Origin of the sequence: Streptomyces sp. NPDC101194, assembly GCF_044767885.1 — a bacterium.
Classification (GTDB): domain Bacteria; phylum Actinomycetota; class Actinomycetes; order Streptomycetales; family Streptomycetaceae; genus Streptomyces.
Genome location: NZ_JBIWOS010000009.1, coordinates 135,111 through 159,461 on the forward strand (window position 1 = coordinate 135,111; position 24,351 = coordinate 159,461).

The following is a 24,351-nucleotide window of genomic DNA, read 5'->3' on the forward strand; positions in this document are numbered from 1 at the left end:
CCGAACCGGCACGGTAGCCGGGCGGGTACCGCCGCCGGGCCGAGCCCCGGACGCGGGGGGGGGGCCCCGCCGCCCCCCCCCCCGCCCCCCCGCGACCGGTATGTCTCAGGCGGGCTGGATGCCGGGCCGCCCCGCCTCGGTCACGAGCGAGGTACGGGTCGACACGGGGGCTCCTGGGGTGGTGACGTACGGAAGCACCCGGAAGTCCGCACGGCAGCGCTCCTGGGTCAGCGAGCAACGTACGTAGCCGCGCTGGAAGTTGGTGAACTTGATGTGCTCGTTGGCCGCGAGCAGTCGGGCGCCGGAGGGGTCCAGGTCCATCCCGTCCTTCGTGGTGGAGATGGACGAGCCGACGAACTCGACGCCGAGCGTGGGCGATCCGGGGTCGTCGAAGTCCTGTTTGAGATCGGCGGCGAGGTGGCGGTGCATGTCACCGGTGAGAACGACGGGGTTGCTCACGCTGCGGTCGGTGATCTCCTTGAACAGCCTTCGGCGCGCGTCCACGTAGCCGTCCCAGAAGTCCATCACGAAGGCCTGACCGGGTCCGGGGTCGGTGTCGACCTGGGTCACGGGAATCTGCTGGGAGATCATGTTCCAGGTCGTGTCCGAACGTCCGAGGCCGTTGTAGAGCCACCGCTCCTGCTCGGGGCCGAGGATCGTGCGGCCGGGTTCGAGCCGTTCGTCGCAGCCGCTCTTCGTTCCGTCGCCGCAGGGCTGGTCGTCGCGGAAGAGTCTCGTGTCGAGGATGTGGAACGTGGCCGTGCGGCCGTAGCGAAGACGGCGGTACATCCGTGCCTCGAAGCCGTTCGGTCTGTTCGGCAGTCGCAGCGGCAGGTGTTCGTAGTAAGCCTGGAAGGCGGCCGCGGCACGTTGCCGGAAGACCGCCGGGTCCTGGTCGGGTTCGTTGTCGGCCTTGGACCTGTCGCGTGCCCAGTTGTCCTCGACCTCGTGGTCGTCCCAGACGACGGCGAACGGGTGGACCCGGTGGGCGGCGATGAGATCGGGGTCGAAGCGGTGCAGGGCGTGACGGTTGCGGTACTGGACGAGGTCCATCGGCTCGGGGCGCAGTTCGGCGGCGACGGGGACGTTGCGTACACCGCCCATGGCGTCGATGGCGTTCTCGTAGATGTAGTCGCCCAGATGCAGGACCAGGTCGACGTCCTCCTCGGCGAGGTGCCGGTAGGCCGTGTAGAAGCCTTCGAACCACGCCTGGCAGGAGACGAAGGCGAAGTCGAGCTCCTTGGGACGGCTGTGCGGCGGGGGTGCGGTGCGGGTGCGGCCGACGGGGCTGTGCACGCCGCCGGCGCGGAAGCGGTAGTAGTAGTGCCGGCCCGGCTGGAGTCCGGAGACCTCGACGTGGACGGAGTGGGCGAGCTCGGGCACCGCGCGGGTGCGGCCCCGGCGTACGACGGACCGGAAGCGTTCGTCGCGGGCGACCTCCCACTGGACGTCGACGGAGTACGGCGGCATGCCTCCGGCGCCGTCGGGAGCCAGGGGCTGGGGCGCGAGGCGGGTCCACAGCACGAATCCGTCGGGCCAGGGATCGCCGGAGGCGACTCCCAGGGTGAACGGATCCTCGTGGAAGGGCGTGTCGCCCCAGGCGCTGCCCGCCGACAGTCCGGCCGCGGCAAGCGCCATTCCGACCGTCCCACCGAGCATCGCCCGTCTCTTGAACCCTCCGGCGCCGCCTGGCCCACTGTTCATTGACATGAGACTCGTCCCTTCGTCGGGCGGGATCCCGTCCGGTACGAGGTGGGATCGGCACGTGATTTCACGTCCGCCCATGTGGTAATCACAGGCTGAATATCACAGGGGAACAACACCCCACAAGACCACGCACGGGTGGTCACATTGCCGTTCACAGCGGTTAGTTGGGGATACATCGCCCCTTCTCCGGGGCGACCGAGGGAGGGTTCGGCAACACCCTTGACACCCCTGAGGGGGGCTCATAGTCTCCACGCCACAGAATTAACGTTAGATTTCACATGAGGAAAATCGGTGCGACGGAAGGACGTGCTCGTGTCCGGTTCCTCGGCGGCGGAGGTGCCCGCCCCCGGCCCCGCCGGGGGCACAGCGACCGACACTCCCGAAGACCGGGCGCTGCGGCCGTTCGGCCTGCGGTGCGAGCACCGCGCCACCCCGCTCGGGATCGACGAACCCGCGCCCCGGCTCTCCTGGCGGCTGGCCTCCGCGCACCGCGGGGACGACCCCGTGGCCTATCGGGTCCGTGTCGCCGAGCGCCCCGAGGACCTGGACGAAGGCGGTCGACTCCTCTGGGACACGGGACGAGTGTCCGATCCCGGCGCGATCGCCGTCCAGTACGCCGGCCCCGCGCTCCGGGGCCGCACGCGCTATCACTGGCGGGTCTCCGTCTGGCCGGGCGGGCCCTGCGCGCCCACCGAGGCGACGTCCTGGTTCGAGACCGCCTTCACCGACGTGGGGGCATGGCGGGCGTCGTGGATCACTCACGACCCGCGTCGGATCGACGTCATGGACGCCCCCACCGAGGGCGAGTTCGCCCTCGACGACCACGGGCTCTCCCCGTGCCCCGTGCTGCGACGCGCCTTCACCGGATCGCCCGGCACACGCGCCCGGCTCCATGTCAGTGCGCGCGGCCTGTACGAGGTCCGGCTCAACGGCGTTCGGGTCGGTGACGCCGAACTCGCGCCCGGATGGACCGACTACCGCAGACGCGTCCAGTACCAGACGTACGACGTGGGCGAGTTGCTGCGTGACGGGGAGAACGTTCTCGCCGCGACCCTCGCCGACGGTTGGTGGAGCGGATTCGTGGGCTTCGAACCGCGCAGGGCCGGAGCCCACTACGGCTCGTTCCCGCAGTTCCTGGCCGAACTCCACCTCACCGGTCCGGACGGCCGCAGTACCGCGATCGTCACCGACGACAGCTGGCGCACCGGCACGGGAGTCGTCCGTCACGCGGATCTGCTGATGGGCGAGTGCCATGACCTGCGGAACGCGGCCGACGGCTGGGAGCTGCCCGGGTTCGACGACTCCGGATGGTCCCCGGCCCTGATCACGGACACCGATCACCGGTTGCTCGTGGCGTCCGCGGACGAGCCCGTCCGGGCGATGGCCGAGCTGCGCCCGTGCTCGGTCACCCGGACGTCAGCGGACATCCATCTCGTCGACTTCGGCCAGAATCTCGCCGGACGGGTGCGGCTGCGGATCGCCGGGCTGGCCCCCGGGGCCCGGGTGGTCATCCGGCACGCCGAGGTGCTGGACGCCTCGCACCGTCTGTACACGGCCAATCTGCGCACCGCCGCCGCGACCGATGTGCTCGTCGGGGACGGACGCCGCGACATCGTGTTCGAACCGCGCTTCACGTATCACGGCTTCCGATATGCCGAGATCAGTGGCGTCCCCGAGCTGACCGAGTCCGATGTCGTCGCCGTGGCACTGCACAGCGACACCCCGTGGGCCGGGGAGTTCGACTGCTCGGACGCGGAGCTCCGACGACTCCACGACTGTGTGGCGTGGGGGCAGCGCTCGAACTTCGTCAGTGTGCCCACGGACTGTCCACAACGTGACGAGCGGCTCGGCTGGCTGGCCGACGCGCAGGTGTTCCTGCCGACGGCCGCGCTGAACGCCGACGTCGCCGCGTTCTTCACGAAGTGGCTGCGCGATGTCGATGACGCCCGTACGCCCGACGGCGGCTTCACCAATGTCGCCCCGCGCCTCGTGGGGGTCGCCGACGAGGGAGCGCCCGGCTGGGGCGACGCGGGTGTGATCATCCCGTGGCACCTCTACCGCACCTACGACGACCCGCGGTTCCTCGAACGGGCGCTGGTCGGCATGTGCGCCTGGGTCGATCTGATTCACCGTCACAACTCGGATCTGGTCTGGCGCAGGCGGGTGGGTCCGCACTTCTCCGACTGGCTCGCCCCCGGCACTCCCACCCCGCGCGACGTCGTCGCCACGGCCTACTTCGCGCACAGTGCCCGCCTCACGGCGCGGGCGGCCGACGTCCTGGGGCGGAACGAGGCCGCGAACCACTACCACCGGCTGGCCGACGACATCCGCCGCGCGTTCACCGAGCAGTTCGTCACCGTCGACGAGGGCGCCGACGGGCTCCCCGCCGTGCGCGTGGCAGGAGACACCCAGAGCGGCTATCTCCTCGCACTGGGCTTCGAGTTGCTGCCCGCGGAGCTGGTGGACCCCGCCGCGCGCCGCCTCGCCGAACTCGTCGAGTCGGCCGGTCCCGCCCTGCTCACCGGCTTTCTCGGGGTCGCGCTCGCCGCGCCCGTCCTCGACGCGCACGGCCGGGCCGATCTCGCCCACGCTCTCCTGCGCCGCGACGAAGTCCCGTCGTGGCGGTTCCCGCTGCGGCACGGCGCCACCACGATCTGGGAACGCTGGGACGGGTGGACACCCGAGGCGGGGTTCCGTGCTCCGTCGATGAACTCCTTCAACCACTACGCGCTCGGCTCGATCGGCGAATTCCTCTACCGCGGTGTCGCGGGCCTCGACCAGGTACCGGACTCCACCGGATACCGTCATCTGCGGGTACGGCCCCGCCCCGGCTCCCTGCGGCACGCGAGCGCCCGCCACGTATCGGTCCGCGGCACCGTCGAGGTGGCCTGGGAGAGGAACGGCGGCCGGCTCGCCCTGCGTGTACGGGTCCCGCCCGGCGCCGTGGCCGACGTGCACGTGCCGACCACCGACCCCTGCTCGGTCCGTGAATCGGGGGCGGTCCCGAGCCCCGACGACCCCCACGTCACGTTGATCGCGACCCGCCCCGACCACGTTCTCTACCGCGTGTCCTCGGGCGTCTACCGCTTCACCGCGGCCTGGCCGCCCGTCGGCGGCCCTGCCGGTACGCCGCACGCGGATTGTCTTCGACCGTCGCCCACCCCGAGCCCACGTACACCAGGACCGGCGGCGAAACCATCGTTCGCCCGTTCGCACGAGGAGGACACACCATGACGACGGGTTCTCACAGCCGACCGGGCCGGAGCACGGTCGGACGCCGGGGATTCCTCCGGATCGGGGGCGGTGTCGCCGCACTCGCCACCCTTCCCCCCGCGCTGACGGCCTGCTCCGATTCGAGTGGAGCCTCCGGCAAGCTGCGCATCGTCGGCGTCGCCGACCAGCAGAAGCCGATCGAGGAGCTCGTCGGGCTGTACCGCAAGTCCCGTCCCGGTGACGGGTTCTCCACCTCCTTCGCACCCACGGACCAGGTACAGACGGTGGTGCGCACCCAGCTCGCCGGAGGCAACGCCCCCGATGTGCATGTGCTCTATCCGGGCAGCGGCAGTGCCATGTCCATGGTCGAGCTGGCCAAGGCCGGGCTGCTCGCCGACCTCAGCGACCAGCCGTGGACCAGGGAGGTCCCGGCGAACTTCCATCCGGCGTACCGGTACCGGGGCAAGACGTATCTGTATTCGGCGGGCAGCAGCGTCATCGGCGCCATCTACAACAAGAAGGCCTTCGCCGCGGCCGGGGTGAAGCCGCCCGGTACATGGGGCGAACTCCTCGACGTCTGCGCCAGGTTGAAGGCCAAGGGCGTGATCCCGATCGCGCTCGGCACGCAGACTCCCTGGGTCACCCAGCTGATCACCTACGCACTGGTGCCCAACGCGGTCTACGCCGAGAACCCCGGCTTCGACGCCGAGATGGCCGCGGGAAAGGCGCATTTCCGCGGCTCCGGGTGGGCCGACGCGATGGGCAAGTACAAGGAGTTGCAGCGCCGGGGCTTCTTCAATGACAACCCCAACGGGACGACGTACGAGCAACAGACCTCGATGGTCGCGAGCGGCAAGGCGGCCATGGCCGTCCAGGTCTCCGCCGTGCTCGCCAACTTCCGGCAGGCCACCGCGACACCGGACGACCTCGGCATGTTCCCGTTCCCCGGCGGTGACGACGCGGCGCGTCTGTGGATCCCGGCCGGCATCGTCGTCGGTCTCGGTGTCTCCGCGCGGTCCAAGAAGGCGGCCGGGGCCAAGGACTTCATCGAATTCCTCGGGGAACAGAAGAACGTCGACCGCTGGGCGCAGTCCGTTGCCGCGATCCCGTTCAAGCGCGACGCGTCCACCAGGATCGACCCCGTCCTCGACGGCTTCCTGCCCGTCATCGACGACAACCGGGCCGTCCCGTTCATGGACCAGAGCTGGCCCAACGCCGAGGTCCAGCCGGCCCATTTCGCCGCCGTGCAGAATCTGCTCGCGGGCAGGACGGATGTCGACGGCGCGCTGGGGCAGATGGACGAGGCCTACGGGAAGAAGTCGTGACGACGACCTCCGAGAGGCCGGTCCCCGGCACGGGCGGCAAGGTCACGGGCCCGCCCGACGGCCCGGTCCGCCGCCTCCGGTACCGCGATCACACCACCCCACCGTGGATCTCCGTGCTCCCGGCGCTCGTCGTGTACGGCGCCGTCGTCCTGTACCCCAGCCTCGCCGGGGTGATGTACGCCTTCACCGACTGGTCCGGCATCGGCGGCTTCTCCTTCACCGGGCTGGACAACTTCCGCACCCTGCTCGACGACAGCCGGGCCCTGGAGTCCGTCGGCAACACCCTGCTGCTCACCGTCGCCGTGGTCGTCGTCCAGAACGGCGTCGGCCTGTTGCTCGCACTCGGCGTCCACACCAACATCAGGTCCCGCGCCCTGCTGCGGCTGATCTTCTTCGCGCCCGCCGTCGTCAGCCCCGTCATGGTCGCGATCCTGTGGAAGTACGTCTACAACCCCGAGAACGGCGCGGGCCTCAACGGTGTCCTCGGTGCGATCGGACTCGGCGGTCTGCGTCAGGACTGGCTCGGCGATCCCTCGCTCGCCCTGTGGTCCGTCGCGGCGATGGTCGTGTGGCAGTACGCCGGCTACTCGATGGTCGTCTTCCTCGCCGGTCTCCAGGGCGTCCCGGCCGAACTCCACGAGGCCGCGAGGATCGACGGCGCCGATTCCTGGCAGCGCTTCCGCCACGTCACCTGGCCGCTGCTGGCCCCGGCCCTGACGATCAACCTCATGCTGTCGACCATCGGCGGTCTCAAGCTCTTCGACCAGGTCTACGCAGCCACCAACGGCGGCCCCGGAACCTCGAGCGAGACGCTGTCGACCGTGCTGTACAAGGAAGCCTTCGTGTACGGGAAGTTCGGCTACAGCACCGCCGTCGCCCTCGTCCTCGCGTTGTTCGTCGCCGCGGTCTCCCTGGTCCAGCTCCATCATCTGCGCGCCAGGGAGGTCACCGCGTGAGCACCGCACCGCCCCGAGGGCCCGTGGCACGGAGACCCGGGCGTGGGGGGCGCCGACCGCGCTACGGGCGGTACGTCCTCGAACTGGTCATGATCGCCGTCGCCGTGGTCTTCCTGTTCCCGGTGTACGCCCTGATCACTCTGGCGATGAAGGATCCCCGGCAGATCGCGGACTCCCCCCTCTCGCTCCCCTCGCCGCCCACCTTCGCCAACTTCGGCCATGCCTGGTCCTCCGCGTCGCTGGGGCCCGCGCTGCTCAACAGCACGATCATCACCGTCGCGAGTCTGCTGCTCCTCGTCGTCCTGGGTTCCACGGGGGCCTACTGCCTCGCGCGGCGCGCCCGCGGCCTCGGCTACGGGGTGTACATCCTCTTCCTGCTGGGCATCGTGCTGCCCTTCCAGCTCGGCATGATCCCGCTCTACGAACTCGTCGACGACCTGGGCTGGCTGGGCACGTACCAGGGCATGGTGTTCTTCTACACGGGCATCCAACTGCCCTTCACCGTCTTCCTCTACACCGGATTCATCCGGGCCCTGCCGCAGGACTACGCACAGGCCGCGCTCATCGACGGCTGCAACCACCGGCAGGCGTTCACCCGGATCGTCTTCCCCCTGCTGCGCCCGATCACCGGCACCGTGATCATCCTGAACGCCGTGTTCGTCTGGAACGACTTCTTCACACCGCTGCTGTACCTGGGCGGCTCCGACAAGGAGACCGTGCCCGTCGGTGTGTTCGCGTTCGTCGGTCAGTACGTCTCCGACTACGGACTCGTCTTCGCCGGACTCGTACTGGCGGCGCTGCCGATCCTCGTGGTGTTCGTACTTCTCCAGCGTTATGTGATCAAGGGCTTCGCGGGCGGCCTCAAGGGCTGAGGACATCTCATGACACACCCGGCGCATCCGTCGCTCCCTCCGAGCATCGCCGCGATCCTCGCGGAACCCCCGCGTGCCTTCTCACCCACGGCCATCTGGTGGTGGAGCGGGGAACGGCTCGACCGCACACGGCTGCGGGCCCAGCTGGAACGGTTCACGGAGGGCGGTGTGCACAACCTCGTGCTCCTCAATCTGGCGCCGTCGGGCCCGCTGTTCGGTTCCGACGCCGACGACCCGCCTTTCATGTCGGACGCGTGGTGGGAGCTGCTCGACGGCGTGTGCGACGACGCCGGTGAACTCGGCGTCAGCCTGTGGTTCTACGACCAGCTCGGCTTCTCCGGAGCGGACCTCCAGGCGCGTCTGGTCGATGAACAGCCCGCCCACGCCGGCCGCCGGCTCGTCCGGCTGAGTGCCGTCGTCGAATCCGCGGCGATGCCGGCCGGAGAGCTGCGGTGTCCCCCGGACGGATGCCCGCTGGCGGGCCGCGCCGAGCCGGTCGACGACGCCGGCCGGACCGTCGGCCCGGCAGTCCCGGTCGCGGTGGAGGACGGGGTGGTACGGGCGCCGGGCGCGGGCCGCTGGCGCCTGACGCTCCATCACCATGTCCCGCTCGGCTTCGACTATCTCGGCAGCGGGGCGTGTGCGGCGCTGCTCGACCGGGTGCACGGGGAGTTCGAGCGCCGGCTGGGCGACCGGCTGGGTACCGTCGTCGTCGGCTCGTTCCAGGACGAGCTGCCGTCCCTGCCCACCTGGTCCGCCGGTTTCACCGAGGCCTTTCTCCGTCTGCGCGGATACGACATCACCGCACGGCTCGACGCCCTGTACGACGACAGCACGGATGCGGACGTCCACCGCGTCCGGCGCGACTACCAGATGACCCGCGCCGAACTCGCCGAGGAGGCGTTCTTCCGGCCGCTGGCCGCCTGGCACGACCGGCACGGCCTGCTCATCGGCTGCGACCAGCAGGACCCGGCTCGTGCCGGACACCCCGTCGCCGGCGTGGAGTTGTACGCCGACTACGCCCGCACCCACCGTTGGTTCTCGGCCCCCGGCTCCGACCACCACGGGGATGCCCGCATCCACTCCTCGCTCGCCCATCTCCACGGCCGTCCCCGCACCTGGATCGAGGCCTTCCACTCCACCGGCTGGGGCGGCACGCCGGAGGAGACGTTCGACTGGTTGCTGCCGTGGCTCCGCGCCGGAGCGACCCTCTACAACCCGCATGCCGTCTACTACACGACCAAGGGCGGCTGGTGGGAGTGGGCACCGCCCGCGACCGACTGGCGTCAGCCGTACTGGCGCCACCATCGTGTCCTGGCCGATGCCGTGACCCGGCTGTGCGCGATCCTGAGCCTCGGCCGCCATCTGTGCGACACCGCGATCCTGCTGCCGACCACCACGGCCCAGGCCGGTACCGCACCGGACGGGATCTCGGGCGCGGCGAGGCGGGCCCAGTCGACGTACCTGGAACTCGTCGGCGACATGTCCTGGTTCCGCACCCGTCCGGGCCTCATGGACCGACTCGGCCTCGACGCCGACGTCATCGACGACGCCTCCCTGGCACGCGCCCGGGTCGCGACATGTGACGGCGACGTGCGCCTGAGGGTCGCGAACGAGGCGTACGCCACGGTCGTGCTGCCCGCGTGCACGGTCCTGGAACAGGAGACGGCACGGCGCCTCGTCGAATTCGTCCGCGCCGGTGGGAAGTTGATCGCGGTCGGCGCTCTCCCCGAACACGTCGTCGGCCCCGGCCCGGACACGGCCCCGGCCGAGCTGCGCTCGTGCTTCGCGGACGGCAGCGCCCTCTTCGTCGACGGGGCGGACGATCCGGCGGGTTCGCTGGCGGCCGCGCTCATGGGACAGCACCCGGTGGTCCGGGCCCCGGTGCCCGCACTCGCGCGTCGCACGGAGGGCGCCACGGTGGTGTTCCTGACCGCGGGATCCCCGCGGGCCACCCGGGCGACCGTCGCGGCCCCCGACGAACGCGGTGCCGCACTGGGCTGGCTGGATGCGCGGTACGACTTCGACCCCGACCGCTACGCGCGCCGCGCACGGGTACGGGTACGGGTGCCGGACGCGGTGGGCCCGGCCCTCCTGGTCGACCCCTTCGGCGGCGTGCCCCGGACGTTGCCGGTACGGCCGGCCGACGACGACGCCGGATACGCCGAGGTCGACGTGCCCTTCGACCGGGGGCCCGCGGCGTTGCTGGTGTTTCCGGACCGCACCCGGGACGCGGCCCCGACCGAGGTGTCCGGGACTCCCGGTGCGGCAGCGGCCGTCACCACCGTCGGGATCCCTCCGGAAGCGGAGTGGGACATGACACTCGTCCCGACCCTCGACAACACCTGGGGCGACTTCGCCCGGCCCGCCACCGGCCCGCCCGGTGGCCCGGCCGTCACCGAGTGCCGGACCTTCCGGCACCGGGTGGAGGCGGCCGGGGAGGACGGCGTGCGGGACGGCTGGGCCATGCCGGACCGAGCCGACGAGCAGGCCGGGGACACGGTCCACGCGACCTTCGGTCCGCACGCGCTGCTGCTCCGCGACGGCGCCGGAACCGACGGCGCGTCGGTCCTCGCGTGGTCCGACACCCTGGGAGTGCGCAAGGACCCCGTCCACCGTGCCGTGCTGGGGCCGAAGGGACATGTGCCGGAGGAGTTCGCGCACATCGGCCCCTCGGCCGCCGGACGGATGGCGCTGTTGCGCACGGATTTCTTCCTCGACGAGGACTTCGACGGACATCTCGCGGTCGGCGCCGCGGCGGCGAAGCGGGTCCGCATCGACGGTGCGCCCGTCGCCCTGGACGACGGGGGCCACCTCGCGACGGGCCCGCTGCGGGCGTCGTCGGGCCGCCACCTGCTCGAACTGGAACTGACACCCGATCACGACTGCGCACTGCGGGCGCACGTGGCGCTCGTACGCGATCCGGGGCGCTACCGGCGCCCGGAATGGATTCACGCTGCCGGAACGATGGGCACGACGCTGCGTCTGACGGCCCTCCCCGTCCGGGCCGTCGTCCAGGTCGCCGCGCGAGTGCCCTGCCTCCTGCGCGTCAACGGACATGTCGTGGGCAGACAGGGCGGGTTCGATCCGTACGCCGAACACGCGGTGCCCCGCGTGCGACGGCATGACGTGGCGGCGGCCCTGCGCATCGGTGACAACGAGATCACGGTCGAGGCGTCGGACGGAGGCGACCGTGCGGTCCTGGTGGACGCGGCCTTCGAGGACGGGAACGGCGACCGGGTCGCGACCCTGCACAGCGATGCCCGGTGGTGGGCCGGGAGCGGGCGGGGACGTGTACCGGTCGCGGTGCGTCGCGAGCCGGTGGGCGACCCGGCCGCCCTGTATCTGCGCCGCCGCCCTCATCCGCTGCCGGGCGCCGCGTGGCTGGACCCGGAAGCGGACGACGGCACGGTGGTGCCGGTCCGGTTCGCCGTACCGGGGCGCCGGGGAGCGGTGGAGTGGCTGTGGTGGGAACTGCCGCCCGGAGCCGTCGGGCTGACGGTCCGCGTGTACGGCGAGGCGACGGTCTTCGTGGACGGTTCCGCGTGCGATGCGGCGGTCACCGCCGTCGACGCCCGGGACATGCGGACCATCACGGTCGATCTCTCGGCCGGTGCCCCTTCCGGCCCTCGGACCGCGGCCCTGCGCGTCCGGACGCTTCCCGGTCGCGAGGGAGGCGCCGCCCTGGCCGGTCCGGTGCGCTGCGAGGTCGGCCCCGGAAGGATTCGCCTCGGCGACTGGGAGACGCGCGGCCTGGCCGAGTACAGCGGCGGCGTGCGCTACCGCCGATCGGTGAACGTGCCCGTGGGCGCCGCGGAGGGGCCCGTGTCACTGGATCTCGGGCGGGTCCGGGGGACGGCGGAGGTGCGGGTCGGTGACGCGGAGGCCGGGGTGCGGGTGTGTTCCCCGTACGTTTTCGATCTGACGGGTCTGGTCGGGCCCGGGGCCAACACCCTCGACATCACCGTGTTCGGGACGCTGGCACCCCACCTGGACGCGGCGAGCCCGACCCACTTCGTCTTCCCGGGGCAGCGTGTCAGCGGGCTGCTGGGTCCCGTCCGGCTGCGAACAGGTGGTCGCGGGGAGGGCGAGGCGCGGGTGTGACACCGTCGAGGCCGCCCAGGACCGGCGACGCGGACACCGCTGACCGGCGCTTCCGGTTCCCCGGCGACCGGGGGAGTGTCAGTCGCTGTCGCTACGGTCCTACCCATGGAACGGACATCTGCCCAACGCTTCGATCCGCTGCCCGGACGGATCGCCCATGTCGGCGGTATCGAGTCGCTCGTGCTCGACGGGCATCGCTACTACTTCGGCTTCGACTACAGAAGCGACATCGTCCTGTCACCGCTGATCGACGATCCGGAGGCGATGGCGGCCTTCGCGAGCGAACACATGCGACAGACGACCGGCACGCATGACAGGAACCACTGGGCGAGTCTCGTCGCCGCGGCAACCGGGAGCTCGGGCCTGGCGGGGGTCGCGGAGTGCGAATTCACCACCGAGGGCCTGCGCGATGCCCTGCCGGCCCCTGCGAGCCACCTGCTCTACCTCTTGGGCGCGGCCACCGGCTGGGACGACTGGTTCGAACAGTCACCGGAGGCGGAACGGGCGTGCGAGCGACTGGGGCTGGACGAAGAGGACCCGGAGTTCATCGACCAGTGCCTGCAGGCGGTCCAGGAGCACGGGCCTCGGGCCCGGCCCGACGAGTGGACGGTGGCCCGCTTCCACCTCGGCGCCGCGGTGCGGCATCTGCCGGGCAACTGGGCAGTGTTGTTCGCTCCCGTGGCGGAGGGCGTCGCGAACCGCGGGTGAGATGCCCCTTCGGAGCGCGCATCGCGATCCGGCACGGATCCGACCGCATGTTCCGACCCGGCGTTCTCGGTGCGGGAGGGGTGCCCGGGCCGCCGCTCTGCGGACCGTGGCCCGCACCGGGACAGGGTGCTCGCGTTCGTCCTGTTCAGTGGCACGGCGTTCCGTCATGATGAAGCGTCAGCAGTCGTCCCGCTCCCCGTTCCTGAGGGCTGTCCCGCAGAATCGCGCAGAAGCCGCCGCTCGCCGAGGAAGCCGGGCACGGCGTGATCCGAACGAGAGGCCCCAGGAGCCGCCCCGTGTTCTATTACGTGCTCAAATACGTCGTCCTCGGGCCGCTGCTACGGCTGTTCTTCCGGCCCAGGATCGAGGGCCTGGAGCACATTCCGAAGGACGGCGCGGCCATCGTCGCCGGGAACCATCTGTCGTTCTCCGACCATTTCCTGATGCCCGCGATCCTGAAACGGCGCATCACGTTTCTCGCCAAGGCCGAGTACTTCACCGGACCGGGGGTGAAGGGGCGGCTGACCGCCGCCTTCTTCCGCAGCATCGGGCAGATTCCGGTGGACCGGTCCGGCAAGGACGCGGGGAAGGCGGCGATCCGTGAAGGGCTCGGTGTGCTGGGCAGGGGCGAGTTGCTGGGGATCTATCCGGAGGGCACCCGCTCGCACGACGGACGGCTGTACAAGGGCAAGGTCGGCGTGGCCGTGATGGCGATCACCGCACAGGTGCCGGTGGTGCCGTGCGCGATGGTCGGTACGTTCGAGATCCAGCCGCCGGGACAGGTCGTCCCGCGGATCAGGCGGGTCACCATCCGCTTCGGCGAGCCGTTGGACTTCTCGCGTTACGCCGGTCTGGAGAACCAGAAGGCGGCGATCCGGGCCGTCACCGACGAGATCATGTACGCCATCCTCGGCCTCTCCGGACAGGAGTACGTCGACGAGTACGCGGCCAAGGTGAAGGCCGCACAGGGCGAGCAGGACGCGAAGCCGAAGAAGTTCCCGAAGCTGCGACGCCGACGGCGAATCCGCGCTCGGTGAACTCCTCTGGTCCGGGCTCCGGCCCCGTCCTAGCGTGCTCCTCATGAGCAAGGGAAACGCATGGGTTCTGGGAGCGACGGGACAGATCGGGCGGGCCGCCGTGCAGGCGCTCGTCGAGGACGGCTGGGAGGTGACGGCCGCTTCGCGGGGTGGCGGGCGGGACGCACGGTGGGACGAGGCGGTGCGCGCGACGGCTCTCGACCGGGACGAGGACGGCGCGCTCGCGGCGGCCCTGGGCGAGGGCTGTGACGTACTGGTCGACATGGTGGCCTACGGCGAGGACCACGCCCGTCAGTTGACCGGACTCGCGGACCGGATCGGTTCGGCGGTGGTCATCTCCAGCGGTGCGGTGTACGAGGACGATCGGGGCCGAAACTTCGACACCCAGGATGAACCCGACGGGTCTCCGCGGTACCCCGTGCCGATCCCGGAGACCCAGCGCACCGTGGCGGCCGGCGACGCCACCTACGGGACCCGGAAGATACAGCTGGAGCGGGATCTGCTGGCGGCGGGGGACGCGCTGCCGGTGACGCTGTTGCGGGCCGGCGCGATCCACGGGGTGCACTGCCGGTCGCCGCGCGAGCTGTACTTCGTGAAGCGGCTGCTGGACGGCCGCGGGCGGCGGGTGCTCTCCTACGGCGGGACGTCCCGGTTCCACCCGGTCCATGTCTCCAATCTGGCCGAGCTGATCCGGCTCGCGGCCGGCCGGCCCGGTTCGCGGGTGCTCAACGCCGGGGACCCGCAGGCGCCGACGGTGACGGAGATCGGCGAGGCCGTCGACGCGGTGTTCGGCCGGAGGACCGAGACCGTGCTGATGGCGGGCGCGCCCGGTGAGGACGGCGTCGGCTCGACGCCGTGGAGCGCCGCCCATCCCATCGTGTACGACATGACGGCCGCGGAGCAGGAACTCGGGTACCGGCCGGTGACGGGCTATGCGGAGTCGCTTCCGGCGACGGTCGAGTGGATCTCCGCACAGCTGGAAGGAAGGGACTGGAGGGAGGCCTATCCCGTCATGCTGCGGGCGTACGGGGAGAAGCTCTTCGACTACGCGGCGGAGGACGCCTGGCTGGAGACGTACGACCGCACGGCATGAGGCGGACCCCGTACGCGGGAACGGGCGGCCGGAGGTTCGAGACCGCCGGCCGCCCGTGTCCCTCGGTCGTGACCGTTACGCCTTCGGCGTGGCGTGCGGGGCGCACGTCACGTCGTTGCTGTCGGTCCCGCCCGTGAGCAGGTAGGTGTCCACCCGCTCGTTGATGCAGGGGTTGACCAGACCGGTGACGCCGTGCGAACCGGCGTCCCGCTCCGTGATGAGGCGCGAGCCCTTGAAGCGCTTGTGCAGTTCGACGGCGCCTTCGTACGGGGTGGCGGCGTCATGCGTGGACTGCACGATCAGCACGGGCGGCAGGCCCTTGCCGGTCTTCACGTTCAGCGGGGTCTGCTGCTTCGCCGACCAGGTCGCACAGGGCAGGTTCATCCAGGCGTTGGCCCAGGTCATGAACGGGTATTCCTTGTGCAGCCGGCTGTTGTCGCGGTCCCACTTCTGCCAGCTGGTGGGCCACTTGGCGTCCGTGCACTCGACCGCCGTGTACACGGCGTTGCCGTTCTCCGAGGAGATGTTCCCGGCGGTGTCGGACATGTCCGGGCCCGCCGCGTCGACCAGAGCCTGGGTGTCGCCGCCCAGGTATGCGCTCCAGATCCGGGCGACGGGCGCCCAGGAGGAGTCGTAGTACGGCGCGCTCTGGAAGAAGCCGATGAGCTCGGCGGGGCCGACGACGCCGCCGATCGGGTTCTTCTTCGCCGCGGCGCGCAGCTCCAGCCACGCCTGCTCGACCTTCTCGGGGGTGTTGCCGATGTGGAAGACGGAGTCGTTCTTGGCGACCCATGCCTTCCAGTCGTCCCAGCGTCCCTGGAAGGCGATGTCCTGGTTCAGGTTGGCCTGGTACCAGATGTTGTCCTTGGCCGGGTTGACGACACTGTCGACCACCATGCGGCGGACATGGGTCGGGAAGAGCGTGCCGTAGACCGCTCCCAGGTAGGTGCCGTAGGAGACGCCCAGGTAGTTGAGCTTCTCCTCACCGAGAGCGGCGCGGATGACATCCAGGTCGCGGGCGGTGTTCGGCGTGGTCATGTGCGGCAGCATGTCGCCGCTGCGCTGGGCGCAACCGTCCGCGTACTCGGCGGCGAGCTTGCGCTGGGCGCGCTTGTCGGCCTCGGAGTCGGGTACGGGGTCGGCCTTGGGGGCCTTGACGAACTCCTGGGGATCGACACAGGAGATCGGCGCGGAGTGGCCGACGCCGCGAGGGTCGAAGCCGACGAAGTCGTACGCCTTCGCCGTGTTCGCCCAGAGCGGGTTCTTGTTGGTGATCCGGGTGGGGAACCGCATCCCCGAACCGCCGGGGCCGCCCGGGTTGTAGAGCAGGGCGCCCTGTCGCTCGTCCTTCGTGCCGGTGCTGACGTGCCGGTCGACGGCGAGCTTGATCTGCTTGCCGTCGGGCCTGGCGTAGTCGAGCGGCACGGTCACCCAGCCGCACTGGATCGGCTTGGCCAGGGCCCAGTCGGCCGGACAGTCCTTCCAGTCGATGCCGGACCTGGCCGCCCGTGCCGCGGCGATCTCTACGCCACGCGCCTCGGAACCTTGGTGACGGCCTTCGGCCGTGGCCGCCGGTGCGGTCACCGCGCCCGCTATGAGCGTGCCCGCGATCAGAGCGCCGGCCGAGCCGAGCACTGCTGTGCGTCTCAAGTGGAACCTCCCCCACATCAGAAGCGCCGCCGATGGCGGCGCGTTTCGTTCTTGACCTCCCGCGGATCCTGTCGTCTGTGAGGTTCCTGGGAACAGGCCGTACGCACACTTCTTTACCGAATCGATAACCGGAGACCCGTGTCCCGCTGAGCGGTGTTCATCCCACCGAGGCTCCGAATACGTCGTTCATCGCGCTGTCCAGGGTGGAGCGCAGCAGACGGGCGTCGGGAGCGAGGGCCGTCACCAGCACGGCCGGTCCGGCCAGCGGGGTGAGGACGGCGGTCGGTCCCAGCAGGCGCGCTCGGGGGCATTGGTCGTCGAAGGACGGGTCGACGAGAAGAAGTTGACCGACGGCACGGTGCCCGCCCAGGACGGCCGGACCGTCCCAGCCGCCGGGCGCTCCTGGACCGTACGCCGTCTGCTGGTCGATCAGCGGACGGCCGGCGCGGTACACGGTGAGACGACCGGTGAAGGTGCCGCCGCTCTCGCCGTGGCGGCCGAGGATCTGCTCGTCGCGCAGCACCAACCGTGCGGTGGGGGCGAGTTCGACCCGTGTGGTCATGCGCAGGGAGCTGCCGTGCACCGAGACGAGCTGCTCCGGCAGCCAGCGGAGCCGGCCCCGCTCCCCCACGCTCAACTCGACTTCGTAGGTGGCGGGTTCGGCGACCCTGCCCGCCCCCGGCAGGGCGATGGTCGCCGCCGCCGAGTCGACGGCGAGCCATGCGTCCTCCTCCACCCGAGCCTCGATGGCGAGTCGGTCGCCGCCGAGCGGCGCGCTCATGGCACCGACGACGGTGACCCGGGCGTACGGCCCGTGCGGGGCCCTGGTCCGGCGCAGGGCGAGCGGTCCGTCGCTCTCCAGCACGGGGAGCGAGGTGACGCCCCGGCCGTCGACGGCCGCACCGATCCGGGCGACGGCCCGGACGCTCACGCGGTCCAGGCGGCGAGCCGCCCCCGTACCCATTCCGCGACGGGCCCCACGCCCTCCCCGGAGGTGAGCGAGGTGAGGACCACGGGGAGCGGGCCACGCTGCTGAGCGGCGTCGCGGGCCATCCGGTCCAGATCGGAGCCGACGTACGGGGCGAGGTCGGTCTTGTTGATGACGAGCAGGTCCGAGGTGGTGACGCCGGGGCCGCCCTTGCGCGGGACGTCGTCGCCGCCCGCGACGTCGATGACGAAGATCTGGGCGTCGACCAGTCCTTTGGAGAAGGTGGCGGTGAGGTTGTCGCCGCCGGATTCGACCAGGATCAGATCGAGCGGCCCGACGGTGTCCTCCAGGTCCTCGACGGCTTCGAGGTTGGCGGAGATGTCGTCCCGGATGGCGGTGTGCGGACAGGCGCCGGTCTCCACCGCCTGGATGCGCTCGGGCGGCAGGACGGCATGGCGCAGCAGGAAGGCGGCGTCCTCCCTGGTGTAGATGTCGTTGGTGACCACGGCGACGGAGAGCTGGTCGCGCAGGGCGCGGCAGAGGGCTGCGACGGTCGCGGTCTTGCCGGATCCGACCGGCCCTCCGAGCCCGATGCGCAGGGCGCGGCGGGTACCGTCGGGGCGGGCGGCATCGGCACTCACGGCGGCGGGTCCGTGCTGGGCGTGGTCGAGGTGCATCGGTTACGTCTCCAGGTTGTTGCGGGACTACGAGGCGAACAGGCGGACCGGCCAGGTCGCGTGGGTCTCGGCGGTGATGTCGAGGAGAGGGGCGGAGGGGGCGGGCAGCGCGTCGACGGCTCCGTGGGCCGCGGCGGCGGCCTGTTGGGCGATGCGGTCGAGTTCGGGTGCGAGACGGGCGAGGACGGCGGTGGCCTCGAAGGGGTCCAGGGAGAGCAGACGGACGACGGCGGTGGCGGGACCGCCGACGGTTTCGTAGGCGACGCAGTACGCGGCGTCCTCGGGCCCGAGTCCCGCCGCGCGGGCGGTGAGGCCGAGCACCACGGGCTGGTGGGCGCCGCGCGGCCTGGACCGGGCGAGCGCGGCGAGTTCCGGACTCGGCCAGGTGGCACCGGCCGCCCGCATCAGCTGCCGTCCGAGCCTGCGCGCGACGGCACGCAGTGCGGGCGACGGGGTGCGGGCGTCGGCGGCTTCGTCGAGCGCGAGCGGGTCGTGGCCGTGGGCGGCCGCCGCGGCGAGTGCGGCGGCCGTGAGTCCGGTGGTGTGCAGGCGGCCCCGGCAGAACTCCGCGAGGTCCTCGGCGTCACGGATGCGCCCTTCCCTCACGGCCGGTTCGGCGCCGCCGGAGTGGGCGTGGCCACCGGCGGGGAACCGGCCGTCGGCGAGGACGAGCAGGGCTGCGCGGGTCATCGCACGGTCCGCATCAGAAGAGGAAGTAACGCTGGGCCATGGGCAGTTCGACGGCCGGTGCCGGCTCGACCGGTTCGCCGTCGATCGTCACGGCGAAGCTGTCGGGGTCCACATGGACCCGCGGCAGCGCGTCGTTCTCCCGCATGTCGGCCTTCGTCACACCACGCGTGCTGGTGATCGGCACGAAACGCTTCCCGAGAGCGAGTCGTTCGGCAAGCCCGTCCTCGATGGCCGCGTGCGCGACGAAGTTGAACGAGTTGGCCGCGGGGGAACGGCCCACCGCTGCGAACATCGGGCGGGGCAGCACCGGCTGCGGGGTCGGGATGGAGGCGTTGGCGTCGCCCATCTGCGCGTACGCGATCTGGCCGCCCTTGATGACGGTCTGCGGCTTGACACCGAAGAACGCCGGCTCCCAGAGAACCAGATCCGCGAGCTTTCCCGTCTCCACCGAGCCGATCTCCCGGTCCAGGCCCTGCGCGACCGCCGGGTTGATGGTGTATTTGGCTACGTAGCGACGCACCCGGTGGTTGTCCGCCCGCCCGTCGCCGGGCAGTGCGCCACGGCGTCGCTTCATCACATGGGCCGTCTGCCAGGTACGCAGGACGACTTCGCCGATGCGGCCCATCGCCTGGGAGTCGGACGAGATGATCGAGACGGCCCCCAAGTCGTGGAGGATGTCCTCGGCCGCGATGGTGGAAGGCCGGATCCGCGACTCGGCGAAGGCGAGATCCTCGGGCACGGCCGGGTTGAGGTGGTGACAGACCATCAGCATGTCGAGGTGTTCCTCGACGGTGTTGACGGTGTGCGGCCGGGTCGGGTCGGTCGAGCTGGGCAGGACGTGCGGCTGGGAGACGACGCCGATGATGTCGGGGGCGTGCCCGCCGCCGGCGCCCTCGGTGTGGTAGGCGTGGATGCAGCGTCCGGCGATGGCCGCCAGGGTGTCGGCGACGAATCCGGCCTCGTTGAGGGTGTCGGTGTGAATGGCGAGCTGGGCGCCCGTCTCCTCGCAGACGCTCAGGCAGGCGTCGATGACGGCGGGGGTGGCGCCCCAGTCCTCATGGATCTTGAATCCGAGCGCACCGGCACGCAGTTGGGAGTGCATGGCCTCGCGCGACATCGTATTGCCCTTGCCGAGCAGACCGATGTTGACGGGGTAGGCCTCCAGAGCCTCGAACATCCGGGCAAGGTGCCACGGGCCCGGCGTGATGGTGGTGGCCTTGGTTCCCTCGGCCGGTCCGGTTCCGCCGCCGACCAGGGTCGTGACACCACTGGAGAGCGCCTGGTCGATCAGCGTCGGCGAGATGAAGTGGACATGAGCGTCGACGGCGCCCGCGGTGAGGAGCTTGCCGTTGCCCGCGATGATCTCGGTCTCGGGGCCGATGACCAGATCGGGGTGGACACCGTCCATGGTGTCGGGGTTGCCGGCCTTGCCGATCCCGGTGATCCGGCCGTCCCGGATGCCGAGGTCCGCCTTGACGATGCCCCAGTGGTCGATGATCACGGCGCCGGTGACGACGGTGTCCGGAGCTCCTTCCGCGCGGCTCGTGCGCGCCTGGCCCATCGACTCGCGCAGCACCTTGCCGCCCCCGAACACGGCCTCGTCGCCCGCGAGTCCGGGGCCGCCCGAGCGGTCCTCATCGATCTCGACGAGCAGATCGGTGTCGGCCAGCCGGATACGGTCGCCGGTCGTGGGGCCGAACAGATCGGCGTGGACGGCGCGGTCGAGTTCAGCCATCGAGGGGACCTCCGGTCTCGCCGCGCAGGCCGGGGACGATGCGCCGCCCGGCGAGTGGAACGAGTTCGATGTCGACGGGGATGCCGGGTTCGAAGCGCACTGCGGTCCCTGCGGCGATGTTCAACCGCAGTCCGTGGGCGGCCGGACGGTCGAAGACCAGGCCCGGATTGGCCTCGGCGAAGTGGTAGTGCGAGCCGACCTGGACGGGCCGGTCGGCAGCGTTGAGAACAGTGAGGCGGGTGACGGCGCGGCCCTCGTTGAACGGCACGGGCCCGTCACCGTGGAGGATCTCTCCGGGAATCATCGTCGCCACGCCCCGTCAGACGATCGGTTCGTGGACGGTGACGAGCTTCGTGCCGTCGGGAAAGGTGGCCTCGACCTGGACGTCATGGATCATCTCCGGAACTCCGTCCATGACGTCGTCGCGGGAGACCACCCTGCGTCCCGACGCCATCAGTTGGGAGACCGTGCGGCCGTCGCGGGCGCCCTCCAGCAGATGTGCGGTGATCAACGCGACCGCCTCCGGGTGGTTCAGCCGCAGGCCTCGTGCCCGACGCCGATGAGCCACGTCGGCAGCCACATGGATGAGCAGGCGTTCCTGTTCATGCGGGGTCAGTTGCATGCCTCCACCTCACAGTCCTGTGCCCGTTGCCGGCCCTGGGCACAGCGGACACCAGTCGCCGTCGACGAACGTCGAACGGGTGCCTCGCGGCGAGGTATGCACGCTAGAGCCGAAGTTTTTCCGGCGCGTTAAATACAACCGGCTCCGTCACCCTTGGTGGCGCACGGCGGCAGACCGCGGTCTTCCTCCATTCCATGAGAACCAGGCCCCGCAGCGCGTTCTCCGACCGTTACGGCCTCCCGGCGTCATCGAGGGCGCCGACCGTGCGAGGAGCCCTCCGCGCCACCGCCGCCACCCTCGGCACCACGTGGCGGGCCGCACGACCGTCCGCGGGGACCCGCGCGGCGGTGGGCCTTGCCCACCCCGGCCGCACGCCTGGTGCCGTCGGCTGCGTCTCAGCGGGAAGCCGGGCGGAGGAGCGATCGCTGCGCCGGGCGGTCACGCCCCGGGCTCTGGACGGTGCCGGAATGCGGGTCACGGGTGCGGATGTGGCCGGGAGCCGGGGGCAGCGCCTTCGGCACGAGCCTCCTGCCGTCGGGCGGCCATCGGGTGTCCTCCCTGACGCGTGGGGATCGTGGCCGCGTCCGCCCCCTCCGCGGCGTCCATGCGCCACGGACCTCGGCCGGCGCTCAGCGGCCCGGCTCGTGAGGCCCCCGGTGCTCCGCCGCGATACCGAAGCGCCGCCGTTCGCCGGAAGCGGACACCGCGGAGCCGATCGAGGAGACGGAGCTGATCACCTGCTCCTCTGCGGCCGCCTCATCGTTCTCCAGTCGCTCCAGGTCAGCGGCCGAGACGAGGGCCACGAGCGGCTTGCCGTGCCGCGTCACGACCACGCGCTCACCGCCGTAGACGACGCGGTTGATCAGTTCGGCGAGCTCAGCTCGGGCTTGCGTCACCGGAATCTCGTAGGCCATGCTCCCTAGCTTATGTAATGTCCACCTGGTCCGCCGTGGTCCGTGGCGACAGCGATTATCCAGGTCAGAGGCTCTCGCGTGCTCCCGTTCGGGAGAGGTGCGTGAGACGGGACGAGACGAAGATTTTTCTGGTCGCCCTGAAATCCTGGCGGGTCTCAGCGCGGATCGACACCTCACATGACGCGATCGGGCACTGTCACGGTGGCCGGCCCGTGGGACGATCTCCGGGTTGATCACGTCGAGGGAGCCGTCTGCGGTGGGGGCACCGCCGTCGTACCAGGGGCATCGACACGCGGTCGAGATCAACAGCGAACAGAACGGTCGGCGGCCATCAGCCGAAGCGTCGAGCGCAGTTCGCCTGGCTTCGCACGTGGAGTTGGCACCGGGTGTCGATGAGGCTGCAGCCCGGTGCCACCGAGTCCTTCTGGAAGCGGAGGGTCCCTTTCCAGGCAGTGGGAACCGGGAACCGCCCCCACCTCCATGCATGCCTCAGGCCTGAGCGATCTCGACATGGTGCGGCTTGGCCGCCTGCGCCTTGGGCACGGTGACGGTCAGCACCCCGTCGGCCAGCGTCGCCGTGACCTTTTCGGCTTTGAGGTCCGTCGGCAGCAGCGTCCGGTACTCGAAATGCCCGGTGCGCCGCGTACTGTGGCGCAGGGCGCCCTCGCGCTCACATTCTTTGTACTCCCCTGTGATGCACAGTTCCCGGTCGCTGATCTCGATGTCGATGTCCTGACGCTCGATCCCGGGCAGCTCCGCCTCGACCACGTAGGCGTCGTCTGTCTCATGCAGGTCGGCCAGGGGCGACCATGCCCCGCCGGAGGGCTCGGTGCCGATGGCTCCCAGGAAGCGGTTCATCCGCTCGAAGAGGTCATCGAACTCGGCGGCGGTCGGCTCGCCCCAGCCCAGCGAGGGGAACGGCCGTTCCAGGAGACGGCCGGGCCTGCGGTGTACGACGGGAAGACCCATCGCGGTTCACCTCCGCAAAACGACGATTCGGGTACACCTCCATGCTGCGTGGCTGCCTATCGCCTCGCGAATCGGGCAAGAACCACCGGGCAGGAACAGATGTATCGCACGAAGGCCGACGGGGCGATCCGGTCCCGAGGCCGCGACGTCGCCGCCACACTCGTTCGGGCGGGCCACCGTCAGAACGGCCGGACCAACGCGGATGAACGGTTGCGCAGAGCTCGAGTCGCTTGTGCGGGAGAGCATTCCGGGCGTTGCCGCGCTCAGGAGCGGCGGGCGGGAGGGGCGTTCGACAGCCGGAGCCGGTTCATCCCACGGTGCCTGGCATCCGGACGACGGCCGCCAGATCCGCGGTCTCCAGGACCGGGTCGTCGATGAGGGTCTGGTGTACGGCTTCCAGGATGGGGAGCTTCGTCGCCGCGGTGGCGAGGGCGACGTCCTTGGCCGCGAGGGCGAGCGTGAAGTGGGAGCCGGTTGCCGTTGCCCGCGCCGCGGCCTGGCCGAGCGGACCTCTGCCGAGGGCGTGCAGCGCGAGGTCCTGAGGGAGGCCGAGGGCGGCGGCGAGCGTGAGTGTTTCGCCGATCAGGGCTACTCCGCCGATTACGGCGTTGATGAGGACCAGCTTCAGCGCGGCACCCGCGCCTGGAGCACCGCAGGCGGTGACCGTGCCGAGTCGGCCGAGGATCCCCTCGACGGAGGTGGTGTCGCCGCCCGCCAGAATCAGCAGCTCTCCGCTTGCGGCCCGGTCGACGCTGCCCATGACCGGGGCGTCGAGGAGGGTGACGCCTTCTGGGAGCCGGGTCGCGAGGGCACGGACGGCGTCCGGGCCGATGGTCGAGGTGTCGATCCAGGTCGTACCTGGACGCAGTCCGGGAATCATTGCGTCGGCGACGGCAAGGACCGCTGCCGGGTCGGAGAGCATGGTGATGACGACGTCCGCGTGGGCAACAGCTTCAAAGGGCGTGGCGGCCCGGGTGGCGCCTGCCTCGACCAGTTCGTCGGCGTGCACGGGGGTGCGGTTCCACACTGTGAGGCGGTGACCGGCAGCGAGCAGGCGGCAGGCCATGGGCCTGCCCATGCTGCCCAGGCCGAGGAAGGCTATCTGCTGCGATCTCGGATCGTAGGAGTTCTGGTTCTGTGGCATGGCCTCG

At 70.8% G+C, this 24,351-nt stretch carries 19 protein-coding genes; 8 read left to right on the forward strand and 11 right to left on the reverse strand.

The annotated features are described in order from the left end of the window. Positions 1-105 precede the first annotated feature (105 nt). Complete coding sequence (locus tag ACIRP2_RS29105; protein WP_404255349.1) at positions 106-1,704, reverse strand: alkaline phosphatase D family protein; 1,599 nt, start codon at positions 1,702-1,704, stop codon at positions 106-108. Positions 1,705-1,998: 294 nt separating this feature from the next. On the opposite strand from ACIRP2_RS29105, the gene ACIRP2_RS29110 reads away from it, so the two are divergent. The 8 genes from ACIRP2_RS29110 (at position 1,999) to ACIRP2_RS29145 (ending at position 15,015) form a co-directional block, all read left to right on the forward strand. Next, positions 1,999-4,941 carry a family 78 glycoside hydrolase catalytic domain gene (locus tag ACIRP2_RS29110; protein ID WP_404255351.1) on the forward strand — a complete coding sequence of 981 codons (2,943 nt, stop codon included), beginning with the start codon at positions 1,999-2,001 and terminating at the stop codon, positions 4,939-4,941. Continuing rightward, positions 4,938-6,245, forward strand: a complete 1,308-nt coding sequence (locus tag ACIRP2_RS29115; RefSeq protein ID WP_404255353.1) for an ABC transporter substrate-binding protein — start codon at positions 4,938-4,940, stop codon at positions 6,243-6,245. Before ACIRP2_RS29110 ends, ACIRP2_RS29115 begins: the two co-directional genes overlap by 4 nt. Beyond that, positions 6,242-7,201, forward strand: a complete 960-nt coding sequence (locus ACIRP2_RS29120; protein WP_404255355.1) for a carbohydrate ABC transporter permease — start codon at positions 6,242-6,244, stop codon at positions 7,199-7,201. Before ACIRP2_RS29115 ends, ACIRP2_RS29120 begins: the two co-directional genes overlap by 4 nt. After that, positions 7,198-8,073: a carbohydrate ABC transporter permease gene (locus ACIRP2_RS29125; RefSeq protein ID WP_404255357.1), complete on the forward strand. Its 876-nt coding sequence runs from the start codon at positions 7,198-7,200 to the stop codon at positions 8,071-8,073. The genes ACIRP2_RS29120 and ACIRP2_RS29125 overlap by 4 nt, the downstream gene beginning before the upstream one ends. Positions 8,074-8,082: 9 nt before the next feature. Beyond that, positions 8,083-12,177, forward strand: coding sequence for a hypothetical protein (locus ACIRP2_RS29130; RefSeq protein ID WP_404255359.1), 4,095 nt, complete (start codon positions 8,083-8,085; stop codon positions 12,175-12,177). Between the two features lie 105 nt (positions 12,178-12,282). Then, complete coding sequence (locus tag ACIRP2_RS29135) at positions 12,283-12,885, forward strand: hypothetical protein (RefSeq protein WP_404255361.1); 603 nt, start codon at positions 12,283-12,285, stop codon at positions 12,883-12,885. 296 nt (positions 12,886-13,181) lie between these two features. Beyond that, positions 13,182-13,922, forward strand: coding sequence for a lysophospholipid acyltransferase family protein (locus ACIRP2_RS29140; RefSeq protein ID WP_404255363.1), 741 nt, complete (start codon positions 13,182-13,184; stop codon positions 13,920-13,922). Between the two features lie 43 nt (positions 13,923-13,965). Next, positions 13,966-15,015: an NAD-dependent epimerase/dehydratase family protein gene (locus tag ACIRP2_RS29145; protein ID WP_404255365.1), complete on the forward strand. Its 1,050-nt coding sequence runs from the start codon at positions 13,966-13,968 to the stop codon at positions 15,013-15,015. Between the two features lie 75 nt (positions 15,016-15,090). On the opposite strand, the gene ACIRP2_RS29150 is transcribed toward ACIRP2_RS29145, so the two are convergent. From ACIRP2_RS29150 to ACIRP2_RS29195, 10 genes are all read right to left on the reverse strand, one after another. After that, positions 15,091-16,665 (reverse strand): alpha/beta hydrolase, encoded by a 1,575-nt coding sequence (locus ACIRP2_RS29150; protein WP_404255367.1) that lies wholly within the window; start codon positions 16,663-16,665, stop codon positions 15,091-15,093. 157 nt (positions 16,666-16,822) lie between these two features. Next, entirely contained in the window at positions 16,823-17,596 is a 774-nt protein-coding gene (locus ACIRP2_RS29155; protein ID WP_404255369.1) for an urease accessory protein UreD, read from the reverse strand. Then, positions 17,593-18,270 carry an urease accessory protein UreG gene (ureG, locus tag ACIRP2_RS29160; RefSeq protein ID WP_404255371.1) on the reverse strand — a complete coding sequence of 226 codons (678 nt, stop codon included), beginning with the start codon at positions 18,268-18,270 and terminating at the stop codon, positions 17,593-17,595. The genes ACIRP2_RS29155 and ureG overlap by 4 nt, the downstream gene beginning before the upstream one ends. Positions 18,271-18,297: 27 nt before the next feature. After that, positions 18,298-18,960 (reverse strand): urease accessory protein UreF, encoded by a 663-nt coding sequence (locus ACIRP2_RS29165; protein ID WP_404255373.1) that lies wholly within the window; start codon positions 18,958-18,960, stop codon positions 18,298-18,300. Between the two features lie 13 nt (positions 18,961-18,973). Further along, positions 18,974-20,695 carry an urease subunit alpha gene (locus tag ACIRP2_RS29170; protein ID WP_404255375.1) on the reverse strand — a complete coding sequence of 574 codons (1,722 nt, stop codon included), beginning with the start codon at positions 20,693-20,695 and terminating at the stop codon, positions 18,974-18,976. After that, positions 20,688-20,999 (reverse strand): urease subunit beta, encoded by a 312-nt coding sequence (locus tag ACIRP2_RS29175; protein WP_404255699.1) that lies wholly within the window; start codon positions 20,997-20,999, stop codon positions 20,688-20,690. Before ACIRP2_RS29175 ends, ACIRP2_RS29170 begins: the two co-directional genes overlap by 8 nt. 15 nt (positions 21,000-21,014) lie before the next feature. Next, on the reverse strand, positions 21,015-21,317 hold the full coding sequence (locus ACIRP2_RS29180) for an urease subunit gamma (RefSeq protein ID WP_404255377.1): 303 nt from the start codon (positions 21,315-21,317) through the stop codon (positions 21,015-21,017). A gap of 629 nt (positions 21,318-21,946) precedes the next feature. After that, positions 21,947-22,231, reverse strand: a complete 285-nt coding sequence (locus tag ACIRP2_RS29185) for a type II toxin-antitoxin system Phd/YefM family antitoxin (RefSeq protein ID WP_404255379.1) — start codon at positions 22,229-22,231, stop codon at positions 21,947-21,949. A gap of 489 nt (positions 22,232-22,720) precedes the next feature. Continuing rightward, on the reverse strand, positions 22,721-23,200 hold the full coding sequence (locus ACIRP2_RS29190) for an Hsp20/alpha crystallin family protein (RefSeq protein WP_404255381.1): 480 nt from the start codon (positions 23,198-23,200) through the stop codon (positions 22,721-22,723). Between the two features lie 307 nt (positions 23,201-23,507). Continuing rightward, positions 23,508-24,344 carry an NAD(P)-dependent oxidoreductase gene (locus ACIRP2_RS29195; protein ID WP_404255383.1) on the reverse strand — a complete coding sequence of 279 codons (837 nt, stop codon included), beginning with the start codon at positions 24,342-24,344 and terminating at the stop codon, positions 23,508-23,510. Positions 24,345-24,351 lie beyond the last annotated feature (7 nt).

What these genes read in the sequence shown, in the direction of transcription:
- ACIRP2_RS29105 (WP_404255349.1), bottom strand. Translation starts at nt 1,704, where the DNA reads ATGAACAGTGGGCCAGGCGGCGCCGGAGGGTTCAAGAGACGGGCGATG.
- ACIRP2_RS29115 (WP_404255353.1), top strand. Translation starts at nt 4,938, where the DNA reads ATGACGACGGGTTCTCACAGCCGACCGGGCCGGAGCACGGTCGGACGC.
- ACIRP2_RS29130 (WP_404255359.1), top strand. Translation starts at nt 8,083, where the DNA reads ATGACACACCCGGCGCATCCGTCGCTCCCTCCGAGCATCGCCGCGATC.
- ACIRP2_RS29135 (WP_404255361.1), top strand. Translation starts at nt 12,283, where the DNA reads ATGGAACGGACATCTGCCCAACGCTTCGATCCGCTGCCCGGACGGATC.
- ACIRP2_RS29145 (WP_404255365.1), top strand. Translation starts at nt 13,966, where the DNA reads ATGAGCAAGGGAAACGCATGGGTTCTGGGAGCGACGGGACAGATCGGG.
- ureG (WP_404255371.1), bottom strand. Translation starts at nt 18,270, where the DNA reads ATGCACCTCGACCACGCCCAGCACGGACCCGCCGCCGTGAGTGCCGAT.
- ACIRP2_RS29165 (WP_404255373.1), bottom strand. Translation starts at nt 18,960, where the DNA reads ATGACCCGCGCAGCCCTGCTCGTCCTCGCCGACGGCCGGTTCCCCGCC.
- ACIRP2_RS29170 (WP_404255375.1), bottom strand. Translation starts at nt 20,695, where the DNA reads ATGGCTGAACTCGACCGCGCCGTCCACGCCGATCTGTTCGGCCCCACG.
- ACIRP2_RS29175 (WP_404255699.1), bottom strand. Translation starts at nt 20,999, where the DNA reads ATGATTCCCGGAGAGATCCTCCACGGTGACGGGCCCGTGCCGTTCAAC.
- ACIRP2_RS29180 (WP_404255377.1), bottom strand. Translation starts at nt 21,317, where the DNA reads ATGCAACTGACCCCGCATGAACAGGAACGCCTGCTCATCCATGTGGCT.
- ACIRP2_RS29185 (WP_404255379.1), bottom strand. Translation starts at nt 22,231, where the DNA reads ATGGCCTACGAGATTCCGGTGACGCAAGCCCGAGCTGAGCTCGCCGAA.
- ACIRP2_RS29190 (WP_404255381.1), bottom strand. Translation starts at nt 23,200, where the DNA reads ATGGGTCTTCCCGTCGTACACCGCAGGCCCGGCCGTCTCCTGGAACGG.
- ACIRP2_RS29195 (WP_404255383.1), bottom strand. Translation starts at nt 24,344, where the DNA reads ATGCCACAGAACCAGAACTCCTACGATCCGAGATCGCAGCAGATAGCC.